Source organism: Streptomyces sp. NPDC021562, assembly GCF_040640875.1.
In the GTDB taxonomy this organism is placed as follows: Bacteria; Actinomycetota; Actinomycetes; order Streptomycetales; family Streptomycetaceae; genus Streptomyces.
In genome coordinates this window covers 169,401-183,217 of the sequence record NZ_JBFACN010000001.1, presented here as the reverse complement: position 1 = coordinate 183,217, position 13,817 = coordinate 169,401, and the positions used below count along the sequence as shown (strand labels likewise).

The 13,817-nt window shown below is 69.9% G+C and carries 16 protein-coding genes; 1 reads left to right on the top strand and 15 read right to left on the bottom strand.

The window, feature by feature from the left end; translation table 11 throughout:
• Positions 1 to 62: 62 nt before the first annotated feature.
• From tatC to AB0G52_RS00805, 10 genes are all read right to left on the bottom strand, one after another.
• Positions 63 to 1,010, bottom strand: coding sequence for a twin-arginine translocase subunit TatC (gene tatC / locus AB0G52_RS00850; protein WP_207921736.1), 948 nt, complete (start codon positions 1,008 to 1,010; stop codon positions 63 to 65).
• Positions 1,011 to 1,057: 47 nt separating this feature from the next.
• Complete coding sequence (tatA, locus tag AB0G52_RS00845) at positions 1,058 to 1,342, bottom strand: Sec-independent protein translocase subunit TatA (RefSeq protein WP_132889138.1); 285 nt, start codon at positions 1,340 to 1,342, stop codon at positions 1,058 to 1,060.
• A 239-nt stretch (positions 1,343 to 1,581) separates the two neighbouring features.
• Positions 1,582 to 1,776, bottom strand: a complete 195-nt coding sequence (locus AB0G52_RS00840; RefSeq protein ID WP_132889137.1) for a hypothetical protein — start codon at positions 1,774 to 1,776, stop codon at positions 1,582 to 1,584.
• A 10-nt stretch (positions 1,777 to 1,786) separates the two neighbouring features.
• Positions 1,787 to 2,080, bottom strand: coding sequence for a hypothetical protein (locus AB0G52_RS00835; RefSeq protein ID WP_207921735.1), 294 nt, complete (start codon positions 2,078 to 2,080; stop codon positions 1,787 to 1,789).
• Between the two features lie 55 nt (positions 2,081 to 2,135).
• The gene (locus tag AB0G52_RS00830) at positions 2,136 to 3,146 is read right to left on the bottom strand and encodes a WYL domain-containing protein (RefSeq protein WP_361332546.1); all 1,011 of its coding nucleotides are present in this window, start codon (positions 3,144 to 3,146) and stop codon (positions 2,136 to 2,138) included.
• Between the two features lie 19 nt (positions 3,147 to 3,165).
• On the bottom strand, positions 3,166 to 4,119 hold the full coding sequence (locus tag AB0G52_RS00825; protein ID WP_132889135.1) for a WYL domain-containing protein: 954 nt from the start codon (positions 4,117 to 4,119) through the stop codon (positions 3,166 to 3,168).
• Between the two features lie 177 nt (positions 4,120 to 4,296).
• Positions 4,297 to 4,668, bottom strand: a complete 372-nt coding sequence (locus tag AB0G52_RS00820) for an FKBP-type peptidyl-prolyl cis-trans isomerase (protein WP_132889134.1) — start codon at positions 4,666 to 4,668, stop codon at positions 4,297 to 4,299.
• A 74-nt stretch (positions 4,669 to 4,742) separates the two neighbouring features.
• Entirely contained in the window at positions 4,743 to 5,744 is a 1,002-nt protein-coding gene (locus AB0G52_RS00815) for an FKBP-type peptidyl-prolyl cis-trans isomerase (protein ID WP_132889133.1), read from the bottom strand.
• A 114-nt stretch (positions 5,745 to 5,858) separates the two neighbouring features.
• Positions 5,859 to 7,220, bottom strand: coding sequence for a Pup--protein ligase (pafA, locus tag AB0G52_RS00810; RefSeq protein WP_028801611.1), 1,362 nt, complete (start codon positions 7,218 to 7,220; stop codon positions 5,859 to 5,861).
• A gap of 9 nt (positions 7,221 to 7,229) precedes the next feature.
• Positions 7,230 to 8,489 carry an MFS transporter gene (locus AB0G52_RS00805; RefSeq protein WP_132889132.1) on the bottom strand — a complete coding sequence of 420 codons (1,260 nt, stop codon included), beginning with the start codon at positions 8,487 to 8,489 and terminating at the stop codon, positions 7,230 to 7,232.
• Between the two features lie 87 nt (positions 8,490 to 8,576).
• On the opposite strand from AB0G52_RS00805, the gene AB0G52_RS00800 reads away from it, so the two are divergent.
• On the top strand, positions 8,577 to 9,593 hold the full coding sequence (locus AB0G52_RS00800; RefSeq protein WP_165939371.1) for a LacI family DNA-binding transcriptional regulator: 1,017 nt from the start codon (positions 8,577 to 8,579) through the stop codon (positions 9,591 to 9,593).
• Between the two features lie 84 nt (positions 9,594 to 9,677).
• Here AB0G52_RS00800 and prcA read toward each other — a convergent pair whose 3' ends face one another.
• The 5 genes from prcA to dop form a co-directional block, all read right to left on the bottom strand.
• Positions 9,678 to 10,436, bottom strand: a complete 759-nt coding sequence (gene prcA / locus AB0G52_RS00795; protein WP_132889130.1) for a proteasome subunit alpha — start codon at positions 10,434 to 10,436, stop codon at positions 9,678 to 9,680.
• Positions 10,437 to 10,507: 71 nt separating this feature from the next.
• Positions 10,508 to 11,353 (bottom strand): proteasome subunit beta, encoded by an 846-nt coding sequence (gene prcB, locus AB0G52_RS00790; RefSeq protein ID WP_132889129.1) that lies wholly within the window; start codon positions 11,351 to 11,353, stop codon positions 10,508 to 10,510.
• Complete coding sequence (locus AB0G52_RS00785) at positions 11,305 to 11,838, bottom strand: endonuclease domain-containing protein (RefSeq protein ID WP_361332938.1); 534 nt, start codon at positions 11,836 to 11,838, stop codon at positions 11,305 to 11,307. Before AB0G52_RS00785 ends, prcB begins: the two co-directional genes overlap by 49 nt.
• 43 nt (positions 11,839 to 11,881) lie before the next feature.
• Positions 11,882 to 12,100, bottom strand: coding sequence for a ubiquitin-like protein Pup (locus AB0G52_RS00780; protein ID WP_132889128.1), 219 nt, complete (start codon positions 12,098 to 12,100; stop codon positions 11,882 to 11,884).
• A gap of 187 nt (positions 12,101 to 12,287) precedes the next feature.
• Positions 12,288 to 13,799, bottom strand: a complete 1,512-nt coding sequence (dop, locus tag AB0G52_RS00775) for a depupylase/deamidase Dop (RefSeq protein ID WP_361332537.1) — start codon at positions 13,797 to 13,799, stop codon at positions 12,288 to 12,290.
• Between the last annotated feature and the right edge of the window lie 18 nt (positions 13,800 to 13,817).

Genomic DNA, 13,817 nt, shown 5'->3' with positions numbered 1-13,817 from the left:
CACGCAGGGGCCCCACCGGTCACCGGTGGGGCCCCTGTCACGTCCAAAGCGGTGCGTCCCGCTCAGGTCACGTCGTCGTAGCCGTTCACCCTGTCGCTGGGCACGTCGCTCCGGCCGGGCGAGCTGAGCGCCCGCACGGGCTCGACCTCGCCGATGTCCTCGGGCGTGAGGTCCAGCTCGGAGGCCTCGTCGTCGCCGGGGCCCTCCGCGGCCCGGCGGGCCCGGCGCCGGTCGTTGAGCAGCGAGACGGCCACGGCGATGAAGTAGAGCCCCCAGATCGGTGCCGCCAGCGCCAGCATCGTCATCGGGTCGGGGCTGGGTGTGGCCACGGCCGCGAAGGCGGTGATGCCCACGACCATGCCGCGCCACCAGCCCAGCATGCGCCGCGCGGACAGCACCCCGGTGAGGTTGAGCATGACCAGCAGCAACGGCATCTCGAAGGCGAGGCCGAAGACGACGATCATGCGGGTGATGAGGTCCAGCAGGTCGTCGAGCGGCAGGAGGTTCTCGGCGTTCGCGGGCGTGAGGTCGATCATGACCTTGGCCGTGGTGGGCAGCACGTGGAACGCGAGGAAGCCGCCCCCGAGGAAGAGCGGGAAGCCGAAGCCGACGAAGGCGTAGGCGTACTTCTTCTCGTTGCGGTGCAGTCCCGGCGCGACGAACGCCCACAGCTGGTAGAGCCACACCGGCGAGGCCAGCACGACGCCGGTCATCAGGGAGACCTTCAGGGCCAGCGTGAACGGCGCGAGCAGACCGCTGACCGTGATGTGGGCACAGTGAACGTTCTTGCTCTTGGCCAGCTCCCCGAAGGTCTGGTTGCAACCGATCTCGTCGAACATCGGCTTGGTGACGACATCGATGATGTCCCGGTAGAAGAAGGCCGCGACGATCGTGACGACGAGGATCGCCAGGACACCCTTCGCAAGCCGGTTGCGCAGCTCACGCAAGTGATCCGCGAGCGGCATCCGCCCCTCGGGATCCTTCTCCTTACCGCGGGCAGACTTGAGCAACCCACATCCTCATCTCGTGCAGCGGACCGATGGCCCCGGTCCTCGCGTCAGCGCTGGTTCGTGTTCGTCGGCTCGTTGACCGGGCGGGAGCTGGTCACGTCGCCGGGCGAGGCCTGGATCGTGCGCTGCGCGGGTGCGGGCTCCTCGGCGGCGGACTCGGCGGTGGCGGGCTGCTTGCCGTCGTCCTTCATCGCCTTCGCCTCGCTCTTCAGGATCCGAGCCGACTTGCCCAGCGAGCGCGCCATGTCCGGCAGCTTCTTGGAGCCGAAGACCAGGAGGAGCACCACAACGAGGATCAACAGGTGCCACGGCTCGAGTCCGTTGCGGAACATAAATCTTCACCTTCTCACCGAGGCGACGGGGCCTGTCCGACCGGTCGGACAGGTGTCCGACCATCGTGCTGACAGCGATCGTAACGCCCGGGGGTGAACGTGGGGCAATCCCCGTGCGTACTCCTGCGTCGCGGACCGTGCCTCGTTGGCGGCCGCGATCAGCAGCGTACCTGCCGAGACCGGCAGCGTGACAGGGCGAAGTGACGCAAACCGCTGACGGCCCACTGCTCACATCGCTTTCACAGCGCGTCGACCGTACGGGCCGCGCTGCCGGCCGCCCGCTCCAGGTCCTCCGCGGCGCGGTTGATGCGCCGCGCCGACTCCGTGACCTGCGCCCCCAGCCGCCGCGCCTCCAGGAAGACCCGCACGGCGAGGACACCGAGCACGGCGAGACCCACGAAACCCACAGCTACCGCGACCATCGCCCAGAACATGGCAGCGAGCCTAGACGGTGGGGTGCAGCCGCAGGGTCCTGACCCCGCCGCCGGTGAGCAGTTCGACGATGCGCTCGCCGGCCGGCTTGCGGACGGCGGCACCGCAGTCGGGGCAGGTGAAGGAGTAGAACGTCGTCTTGCTGGTGGCCCCGATGGCCAGGCGCAGCGCGCCGGCGGCGAGCTCGAAGCTGCCCCGGCAGTCCGGACAGCCGGCCCTGAACACCACGGGGACCACTCTTCTCATCCCGGCGAATGCGGTCGCGACCGTGATCTCCCCCGCGCCGGAACCCGCAGCCTCGCTCAAATCCCTCGCCCCTCCTTCTTGGTCGATCGCCCGCAGGGCACCGTCGCCCCGGAGCTCACGCACGCCCGTGCTGATCGGCGGGTACGACGCGGTCGTACGCCGCCAGTGCCTCGCGGGCCGCCCGGCGGGCGCTGTCGGCCAGCTCGGGCGGTGACACGATCCGGCCGTCGCCGCCCAGCCTGAGCGCCAGCCGGCGCAGGGAGGCCGGATCGGGGGTGCGCAGGGTGATACGCAGCCCGCCGTCGGGAAGCTCATCCGCGCTGTCGTGCGGGTAGTACTCGGCGACCCAGCGGCCGGCCGGGCCCACCTCGACGACCACCTCGGGATCCTCGGCGGCCGGCTGGACCAGCGCCTCGGACAGGTCGCGCAGCTCGATCTCCGGGGGCGCGGCCGGCTCGTCCAGGATCCTGATCTCCGCCACCCGGTCGAGCCGGAAGGTACGCCGGGCCTCGGAGCGTCTGCACCACGCCTCGACATAGGTGTGGCCGACGCTGACCAGGCGGATGGGGTCGATCTCGCGTTCGGTGAGCTCGTCGCGGGCCGGTGAGTAGTAGCGGATCCACAGCCGGCGGCGCTCGGAGATCGCCCGGTCGACGTCGGCGAACACCCCGCCCTCGGACTCGAAGGTCACCGACAGCCGGGCGCTGGCGTCGCCCGCCTCGCCGGCCGCGGTCTCCACCTTGGCGGTGGCCCGCAGCAGGGCCTGCCGGTCGCCCTCCCGGAGCCCCGGCAGGGTGGCCACCGCGCGGGCGGCGACCAGGAGCGCGGTCGCCTCGTCGGCGGCGAGCCGGAGGGGTTCGGCGGCGTCCTCGCCGAGCGCGGCGACGTTGTGCCACCAGATCCGCTCGCCGTCGGTGTCGATGTCCAGCAGGTCGCCGCCCCGGAAGCTGGTGCCGCACATGGGCAGCACGTCCAGGTCGGAGACCAGCTCGTCCTCGGTGATGCCGAAGGCCCGGGCGACGTCCGCGATCCGGGCGCCGGGGCGCTCGCGCAGATAGGTCACCAGGGAGAGCATCCGCCGGGTCTGGTCGATGGCGTTGACGGGCCTGACCGGTTTGCCTGCCACTGTCTTGCTCCGCTCCCCCTCAGCCCTTGGCCACGGCACGCAGCCGGTCCACCACGTCCGCACGCAGCTCGGCCGGCTCCAGCACGATCACGTCCGCCGCGAACTCGACCAGCCAGGCGTCCAGGCCGTGCCCGTACGGAATCTCCAACTCGTCCCACCCGTCGCCGAGTTCCCGGACGACCGTGGCCTTCGCCCGAAGGGGGTACCCGGCGCCGGAGCGCAGCCGGATCAGCGCCGAGCGGTCGGCGATCTCCCCGGCCCAGCTCGCGACGGTCTCGCGCACGGTGACGACGTCCGGGACCGGCGCGGTGAAACCGGTGCCCCGGGAGCGCACCTTCCCGGTGATCCTGGACAGCCGGAACACCCGCTCGGCACCCCGGTCGCGGTCCCAGCCCGCCAGGTACCAGTGACCCCGCCAGCACTCCAGGGCCCAGGGCTCCACATGACGGGGCTCGGGGTGGGCGGCGGTGGCCTTGCGGTACTCGAAGACGACCGGGCGGCGGTCGCGGCAGGCCAGCATGAGCGGTTCGAAGGCGGCCTCGTGCACGGGGATCCGCGGCTCCAGGGCACCGTGCGCCTCGTACGGGTCGACGTCCTCGGGCAGGCCCGCGGCGCGCAGCTTCTGCAGTGCGCCGCTGGCCGCCCCGGCGAGCCGGGCCTGCTGCCAGACCTTGGCGGCGAGACCGAGGGCGGCGGCCTCCTCGGCGTCCAGGGTGATGGGAGGCAGCCGGTTGCTGTCGCGGCGCGCGAGGTAGCCGACCTCGCCGTCCAGGTTCTCGACGGTCTCGATCACCAGACCCAGTTCACGGAGATCGTCCTTGTCCCGCTCGAACATCCGGTTGAAGGAGTCGTCCGACCCGGCTTCCAGGTAGGCCTCAATGGATTCCCGCAGCTCACGCTTGCTGAGCGGCCGCCGAGTCCCCAGCAGGCACAGCGCCAGGTTCATCAACCGCTCGGCCTTGGCAATGGCCATCGACGCCCTTCGCCTTCCCTATGGTGCTCCTGACCGTTGACCGTACCGCTCCGCAGCGTCACGGCAAAAGCCGGTCCGAAGGGCGCGGACCCGAACGGACGGGAACCGACAAACGGCGAGGACCCGCGCGCATGGCACGGGCCCTCGTCGGGCCGGGTTCCGACCGGGTCAGCCTGATCAGACCGCGAGCAGGTCCACGACGAAGATCAGCGTCTCACCGGGCTGGATCGCCGGCGTCGGGCTCTGGTTGCCGTAGGCGAGGTGGGCCGGAATGGTCAGCTGGCGACGGCCGCCGACCTTCATGCCCTGCACGCCCCGGTCCCAGCCCTTGATGACCCGGCCGCCACCCAGCGGGAAACGGAACGGCGTGCCCCGGTTCCAGCTGGCGTCGAACTCCTCGCCGGTGCTGAACGCGACACCCACGTAGTGCACGGTGACGGTCTGGCCCTCCTTGGCCACCTCGCCGTCGCCCTCCCAGATGTCCTTGATCTCCAGGTCGGCCGGGGGCTCGCCGCCCGGGAAGTCGATCTCGGGCTTGTCGATGCTCACGTCTCTAGCTCCTGCTTGTGTACGACACGGAACCCGCACAGTCTTTCATCCCGGCAGCGCTCGCGCCCGCGCGGCTACATCGCGGCCAGGATGTCCGCCGAGAACACCAGGGTGGACCCCTTCTTCACCACGCCACCGCTCGGCGGGTTGTTCCCGTAGGCCAGGTCCGGCGGCACGACGACGAGCACCCGGCTGCCGACCTTCTTGCCGGTGAGGCCCTGTGCAAGGCCCTTGACGACCTCCTGCATCTGCTCGATCGCGAACTGGGCCAGCCGCCCGCTGTCGTACGTCTGCTCGAAGGTCTTGCCGCCGTCCCAGACCACACCCTTGAACTGGCACAGGACCGTCTGCGACGCCTTCACCTCCGGCCCGTCGCCCTCCAGGACGTAGGCCGAGACCAGCTTCTTCGGCGGAGCGGCCTTGGGAACGTCGATCGAGGGCGCCTTGCCGTCCGTGTTCGTGCCCACCTTCGGCAGCGCGGCGTCGCTCTGCGCGACCGGCTTGCCCGTGCTGGAGCTCTTCGAGTTGAACGAGTTCAGCACATCCACCACGAACACCAGGGTGTCGGTGCCCTTGATCCCCGCCTGTGCGTTGCCCGAGCTGCCGTATCCCCAGGTCGGCGGCACCGCCATCAGCACCCGGCTGCCCGCCTTCTTACCGGCCAGCGCGTACCGCCAGCCGTCGATGATGCTGCCCTGGGCCAGCTGCATCAGCAGGGGCGTCCGGTCGTAGGACTGGTCGAACACCTTCCCCGTGGACCAGATCTGCCCCAGGTAGTTGGCCTGGATGAAGTCGTTCTCCGCGACCGTCTTCCCGCTGCCCGCGATCACCGTCTTGACCGCGAGGTCCTTCGACGGGTCCCCGCTGCCCTTGGCCACCGTCGGCTTCTCGCCGAACTTCGTGCCCGCCGTGATCGCCGGCAGCGGCCCGTCCACGATCTTCGGCGGCGGCACCGAGGACGCCGAGGCCGACGGCGACGCACTGGCCTTGCTGGAGGAGGACGACTTGTCACCACACCCGGCGAGTGTGACCAGCCCTGCGGGAACGGCGGCAAGGAGAAGAGAGCGTCGGCGCACGGAAGAGCCTCGTAATCGGTCGATCTTGCGGATGGCGTGCGCGCAACTCTACGACGCCACACGGGCGCCGTACGGGAAACGTACGGCGCCCGTGTGGCGTTCCACGGCATCCGCTCACATACCGGCGATGAGCTTCTCCACCCGGTCGTCCACCGAACGGAACGGGTCCTTGCACAGCACCGTGCGCTGCGCCTGGTCGTTGAGCTTCAGATGCACCCAGTCGACCGTGAAGTCCCGCCGCTGCTCCTGCGCCCGCCGGATGAAGTCACCCCGCAACCGCGCCCGAGTCGTCTGCGGCGGCACCGACTTGCCCTCGAAGATCTTCAAGTCATTGCAGATCCGCGCGGCTTGGCCCTTCTTCTCCAGCAGGTAGTACAGACCACGACGACGGTGGATGTCGTGGTAGGCGAGGTCTATCTGCGCCACTCGCGGATGCGACATGGTCATGTTGTGCTTGGCCCGGTACCGCTCGATGAGCTTGTACTTCATCACCCAGTCGATCTCGGTACCGATCCGGTCCAGATCCTCCGCCTCGATCGCGTCCAGGGTGCGGCCCCACAGCTCCAGCACCTGCTCGACCGTGCCGGTGCGGATACCGCGCCGCTCGCAGAAGTCCACGGCCTTCTCGTAGTACTCCCGCTGCACCTCGAGCGCCGACGCCTCCCGGCCGCTGGCGAGGCGCACCTTGCGCCGGCCCGTGATGTCGTGGCTGACCTCACGGATCGCCCGGATCGGGTTCTCCAGGGTCAGGTCCCGCATCACGGTGCCCGCCTCGATCATGCGCAGCACCAGGTCGGTGGCGCCGACCTTCAGCAGCATCGTCGTCTCCGACATGTTCGAGTCGCCCACGATGACGTGGAGCCGGCGGTACCGCTCGGCGTCCGCGTGCGGCTCGTCCCGCGTGTTGATGATCGGCCGGGAACGCGTCGTCGCCGACGACACGCCCTCCCAGATGTGCTCCGCCCGCTGGCTCACGCAGTACACCGCACCGCGCGGCGTCTGCAGCACCTTGCCGGCGCCGCACAGCAGCTGCCGGGTGACCAGGAACGGAATGAGGATGTCCGCGAGCCGGGAGAACTCCCCGTGCCGCGCCACCAGATAGTTCTCGTGGCAACCGTAGGAGTTGCCCGCCGAGTCGGTGTTGTTCTTGAAAAGGTAGACGTCGCCCGCGATTCCTTCCTCGTGCAGGCGTCGTTCGGCGTCCACCAACAGCCCTTCGAGAATGCGCTCGCCGGCCTTGTCGTGCGTGACCAGTTCGGTCACATTGTCACATTCGGGTGTCGCGTATTCCGGATGTGAGCCCACGTCGAGATACAGCCGGGCGCCGTTCCGCAGAAAGACATTGCTACTACGGCCCCATGACACGACACGGCGGAAGAGGTACCGCGCCACCTCGTCAGGCGACAGGCGGCGCTGTCCCCTGAACGTGCACGTGACGCCGTACTCGTTCTCCAGCCCGAAAATGCGGCGGTCCATGACTGAACATTACGCCCGATCCCCCGACCTGAAACGAGGTTCGACGGCACGATTTGGATCATTTTCCGAACCGGCCACAACCACCGCACCCCCACCGGGAACTGCGAGGACCCGCCTCGTGACCACCAGGACCAGCAACGACACACCCCCCGCCACCGCCGGCACGGTGAACCCCCACAGCGCCCCGCCCGCCTCGACGACCGGACCCGCGAGGCCCGTTCCCACCGACGAACCCACCGTGAACGTCGTCACGAGCCAGGAGAACGCCTCGGTGACCGTCCCGCTCGGCGCGTGCCGGTCCACCAGCACGAACGCACATGCGATCGCGGGCGCCAGGAACACCCCCGCGAGCACCGTGAGCAGCACCATGGCCACCGCGCCGGGCATCAGCATCAGCGGCAGGTAACACACCGCCAGAAGTGCCACCAGGACCCGCAGTCGCCGCGCCGGCTCCCCCCGCCACCGGCGCGCCCCGTACACCGTGCCCCCGAACAGCGCGCCGAGCCCCAGGGCGGCCATCAGCCAGCCGTACACCGCGTCACCGCCGTGGTCGTCCGCGTACGGCACCGACGCCACCGTGATGGACCCCAGCGCCATACCCACGAAGAGGAACGCGGCCAGCAACGCCAGCAGTCCGGACGAGCGCAGCGCACCCAGCCAGTGCGCCGCGCGCGGCGCCGAACGCCACGCGCGCGACGGCGGCGACACCACCACCGAGAGCGCCCCCAGCACCCCCAACGCGTTCACCACGAGCAGCGCCGCCTGCGCCGACCACAGCGACACACACAACGTCACCAGCAACGGCCCCAGGGTGAACATGACTTCCTGCGCCACCGCGTCCATCGCGTAGGCAGTGTGCACCCGCTCCTCGCCGCCCAGCACACTCGGCCACAGGGCCCGCAGGCCGCCCTCCAGCGGCGGGGTGAACAGCCCGGCCGCCGCGACGGCGGCGTACGCGAGCGGCAGCACCCCGGTCCCCGCGAAGGCGAAACCCGCCATCGCGAGCGCCGACACCAAGGCCGCGGGCAACTGGACACGCGGCTGCCCGTACAGGTCCACCAGCCGTCCGAGCACCGGCTGCCCCACCGCGTTCGCCACGCCGTACACCGCCGCCAGCGCCCCCGCCAGGCTGTAGGTCCCTCCTTCGGCGCGCACGAACAGCACGATCGCGAGGGCCGCGGTCGCGTTCGGCAGCCGGCCCACCAGTGTCCCCGTCAGCAGCCGGGCCGCATGTCTCGCCCTGAGGATCTCCAGGTATCCCGCGGCCATGCCCGCCTCCAAGTTTTACGTATAACCTCGGCGTCCATACGTACCATGTGCGCTGTTCACACGTCCAGACGAAGGAGCCCGCCCCCGGTGGCACGCAGCAGCACGCGCCCCACGAGCCGCGACGTGGCCCAGGCCGCCGGCGTCTCCCAGGCCGCCGTGTCCCTCGTACTCGGCGACAAATGGCGCGGCCGCGTCTCCGAGACCACCGCCGCACGCGTCCGCGAGGCCGCCCGCGACCTCGGCTACCGCCCCAACCTCGCCGCCCGCAACCTCCGCCTCGGCCACACCCGCACCGTGCTGCTCGTCGTGCCCGCCCTCACCACCGAGTTCTTCGCGGGCGTCTACACCGGCGCCGCCCGGGTGGCCGCCGAACACGGCTTCGGAGTCGTCCTCTACCCCTCCCCCGAAGGCATCGGCCCGGCCCGCGACCCCTTCGCCTCCGCCCAGGCCGCCCTCGACGGCGTCATCGCCTCCTCCATGGCCGCCGACGCCCTCACCGCCATCCGCGGCGACCAGCTCCCCCTCGTCATGCTCGACAGCGACCCCGCGGGCAGCCTCGGCGCCGCCACCGTCAACCTCGACATCGCCGACGGCGTACGCCAGGTCACCGAACACCTCCTCGGCCTCGGCCACCGGCACTTCCTGCACCTCGCCGCGGACGTCGCCTCCTGGACCTTCGACGTACGCGCCCGGGAACTGGCCGCGCGCACGGCCCGCACCCCCGGCGCGACCGTCCGAACCGTCCGCGCCCCCATCTCCATCGAAGGCGCCCTCGCCGCCACCGAGGCCGCTCTCGCGCCCCCCGGCCCCCACCCCACCGCCCTCGTCTGCGACGACGACAAACTCGCCGCCGGTGCCTACAAGGCCCTGCGCCGCCTCGGCCTGCGCGTCCCCGACGACATCTCCGTCACCGGCCTCGACGACCTCGCCCTCGCCACCGCCATCGACCCGGAGCTCACCACCGTCCGGCTCGACGCGGAACGCTTCGGCGAACGCGGCATGCGCGCCCTCCTCGCCGTCCTGGACGGCCGCGAGCCCGAAGCCGGGGACATCCCCGTCGAACTCGTCGTCCGCGGCTCCACAGCGCCCCCCAGAGCCTCCTGAGCGCGCCCGGGAGCGCCCGGAACACAGCCGCGCCCCGTCCGGGACTCCCGGACGGGGCGCACGGCGCGAAAAACGCGAGGACCGCTACTCGACGTCCCCGCCGGACTCCTCCGCCCCGCCGGACTCCTCGACCGCCGACGCACCGCCGGCCTCCAGCAACCGGGCCAGCTGCGGACCGACGATCCGCTTGAACTTGCGCTTCTGCGGACGCGTACGGTCCAGGACCGCCACCTCCAGACGCTCCGCGGGAATCTCCCGCTGCGTCCCGTTCGACTCGCGCGACAGAGCCGTCACCGCCAGCTTGAGAGCCTCCGCCAGGGTCATGCCCTCCCGGTGCTCACGATCCAGATAGCTGCTGATCTGCTCGGCGTTGCCGCCGACCGCGACCGAACCGTGCTCGTCCACGATCGACCCGTCGTGCGGCAGCCGGTAGATCTGGTCGCCCTCCGGGCTCTCCCCGACCTCGGCCACCACCAGCTCCACCTCGTACGGCTTCTCCGCCGCCGACGAGAAGATCGTGCCCAGCGTCTGCGCGTACACGTTGGCAAGACCACGTGCCGTCACATCGTCACGGTCGTAGGTGTATCCACGCAGATCCGCGTACCGCACTCCGCCGATCCGCAGATTCTCGTACTCGTTGTACTTACCGGCGGCCGCGAAGCCGATCCGGTCGTAGATCTCGCTGAACTTGTGCAGCGCACGGGACGGGTTCTCACCGACGAACACGATGCCGTCGGCGAACTGGAGCACCACCAGACTGCGACCGCGCGCGATGCCCTTGCGGGCGTACTCGGCGCGGTCCGCCATGGCCTGCTGGGGTGAGACATAGAACGGCGTCGACACCGGTATCCGTCCCCTTCCTTAGGGTTCCGTCGAAGTCACTGGGATCACCTTCACAACAGACGCCGAGCGCCTCAGAGCAGCGCCGCGCGCGGGCCGTCCGGCTCCTCCAGACGGCGCGCCAGCACCGCACGGGCCAGCTCGGAGGCCTCGTCCTCGGTGAGCCGGCGGAAGCCGTCCTCGGTGATCACGGTGATGATCGGGTAGATCCGGCGGGCGACATCAGGACCACCGGTCGCGGAGTCGTCGTCGGCCGCGTCGTACAGGGCCTGCACCACCAGTGTGGTCGCCTGCTCCTCGGACAGGTCGTCTCGGAACAGCTTCTTCATGGCACCCCGCGCGAAGATCGAGCCGGAACCCGTCGCCGCGAAGTTGTGCTCCTCGGAACGGCCGCCCGTCACGTCGTACGAGAAGATCCGCCCCTTGCCCCGGTCCACGTCGAACCCGGCGAACAGCGGCACCACCGCCAGCCCCTGCATGGCCATGCCCAGGTTGGAGCGGATCATCGTCGAGAGCCGGTTCGCCTTGCCCTCCAGCGACAGCTGGGCGCCCTCGACCTTCTCGAAGTGCTCCAGCTCCAGCTGGAAGAGCTTCACCATCTCCACGGCGAGACCGGCGGTGCCGGCGATGCCGACGGCCGAGTACTCGTCCGCCGGGAACACCTTCTCGATGTCGCGCTGGGCGATCACGTTGCCCATGGTGGCCCGGCGGTCACCGGCCAGCACCACGCCCCCGGGGAAGGTCACCGCCACGATCGTCGTCCCGTGCGGCGCCTCGATCACCCCCTGCGTCGGCGGCAACTGCCGCCTGCCGGGCAGCAACTCCGGCTGGTGCTCACCGAGAAAGTCCATGAACGAGGACGACCCAGGCGTCAGGAAGGCAGCTGGTAGACGCCCGGTGCTACGAGTGTTGGCTTCCACAAGTTTCCTTCCAGGTAAGCAGCGGCTCGGCGAGCGGCGTCCGGATCATCCCTCAATGTGCCGATGGCCGAATTGCAGTTGAAGCACAGTACGCCTCGGACCCTACCCGTCTTGTGGCAGTGATCCACATGCGCGGGCGGGGCAGATGGACAGATCGTGCAGATCCCGTACCGGGAGGCGAGCATCGCGTCACGCTCGGCTTCGGTCAGGCCGTAGTCGCGCTTCAGGTGGTCTGCGCGGCTCTTGACCGCACGGCAGGCCTTGCAGCCCGTGGACAGGCCATCGGAAGCCGTGGCGTTGCGGTGCCACTCGCCGTGCGGCTTCGTCTCCCCACAAGTGCGGCAGTACTTGTGCCCTTCGGGCGCCGCCACGCGTGGCCGGACGTTCCTGCCCTTCGCGATCTGCCGGGCCCGGCCGGCGAACGCTGCTCGCGGCCTGTGCTTCTTGCACCGCGAGCAACGCTTCGTCTCTTCACTCCCGGACAATCCCACCCCCGCACGCCACCTTCGATTCGAAGGTGTATGGCGCCTACTGTCCACCCTTTTGCACGAAGGACCTCACGAAATCCTCTGCGTTCTCCTCGAGGACATCGTCAATCTCGTCCAGAACCGAGTCGACGTCGTCGCTCAGCTTCTCGTGGCGCTCCTTGAGGTCCTCGGAACCCTGCGACTCCGCCGCCTGCTCCTCGACCTCCTCGGTGGAGTGCGTCGCCTTCTGCTGTCCGCCGCCGGTGTCCTTGGTTGCCATGACACTCACCCCGCTCAGTTCGCCCGACATGGTCGACAGGTCGGCTTCCTGCCGATCGGTGATGATCAGACCCTACAAGCCGGGTCCGACATCGGCCCCGCAGTTTCTCCAACCTACGGGGGCCGTCTCGATGATTCCCGGGCGGTGGGATTCTGACCCGTCCGCCCGGAGCGGCCCAGGGGCCGGCTCAGCCGCCGGAGAGGACCCTGACCAGGTCTTCTGCGGTACGGCAGCGGTCCAGGAGCTCCTTGACGTGATTTCGCGTTCCGCGTAGCGGTTCCAGGGTTGGGACGCGCTGGAGGGAGTCGCGGCCGGGGAGGTCGAAGATGACCGAGTCCCAGCTGGCCGCGGCGACGTCGTCGGCGTACTGCTCCAGGCAGCGGCCCCGGAAGTAGGCCCGGGTGTCCTCGGGCGGGTTCGTACGGGCGCGCTCGACGTCGGCGTCGGTCAGCAGCCGCTTGATACGGCCACGGGCCGCCAGGCGGTTGTAGAGGCCCTTCTCGGCCCGTACGTCGGCGTACTGGAGGTCGAGGAGGTGCAGCTTGGCGGCGTCCCAGTCGAGGCCGTCACGGCGCCGGTAGCCCTCCATGAGTTCCAGTTTGGCGACCCAGTCGAGCTCTCCGGCGAGGCTCATGGGGTCGTGTTCCAGGCGGTTGAGGGTGTCCTCCCAACGGGTGAGGACGTCCTTGGTCTGCTCGTCGGCGTCGGCGCCGTAGCGTTCCTCGACGTACTTGCGCGAGAGCTCGTAGTACTCCATCTGCAGCTGGACGGCGGTGAGTGTGCGTCCGCTGCGCAGGGTGACGAGCCGCTTGAGCGTCGGGTCGTGGGAGACCTGGTGGAGGGTCCGCACGGGCTGGTCGACGGCCAGGTCGACGGCGATGAAGCCGTCCTCGATCATGGACAGGACCAGGGCGGTCGTGCCGAGCTTCAGGTACGTGGAGATCTCGGAGAGGTTCGCGTCTCCGATGATCACGTGGAGGCGGCGGTACTTCTCGGCGTCCGCGTGCGGTTCGTCGCGTGTGTTGATGATGGGGCGCTTGAGCGTGGTCTCCAGCCCCACCTCGACCTCGAAGTAGTCCGCGCGCTGGCTGAGCTGGAAGCCGTGCTCGTGGCCGTCCTGGCCGATGCCGACGCGGCCGGCGCCGGTGACGACCTGGCGGGAGACGAAGAACGGGGTGAGGTGGCGCACGATGTCCGAGAAGGGGGTCTCCCGCTTCATCAGGTAGTTCTCGTGCGTGCCGTAGCTGGCGCCCTTGTTGTCGGTGTTGTTCTTGTACAGGTGGATGGGCTGGGCGCCGGGGAGCGCGGCGGCCCGTTCGGCGGCCTCGGCCATGATGCGTTCGCCGGCCTTGTCCCAGAGGACGGCGTCGCGGGGGTTGGTGACCTCGGGAGAGCTGTACTCGGGGTGGGCGTGGTCGACGTAGAGGCGGGCGCCGTTGGTGAGGATGACGTTGGCGAGGCCGATGTCCTCGTCGGTGAGCTGGCTGGCGTCGGCGGCTTCGCGGGCGAGGTCGAAGCCTCGGGCGTCCCGCAGGGGGTTCTCCTCCTCGAAGTCCCAGCGGGCGCGTCGGGCCCGGTGCATCGCCGCCGCGTAGGCGTTGACGATCTGGGACGAGGTGAGCATGGCATTGGCGTTCGGGTGGCCGGGGACGGAGATCCCGTACTCCGTCTCGATGCCCATTACTCGCCGTACGGTCATGCGGCCCTCCTTGCCCGG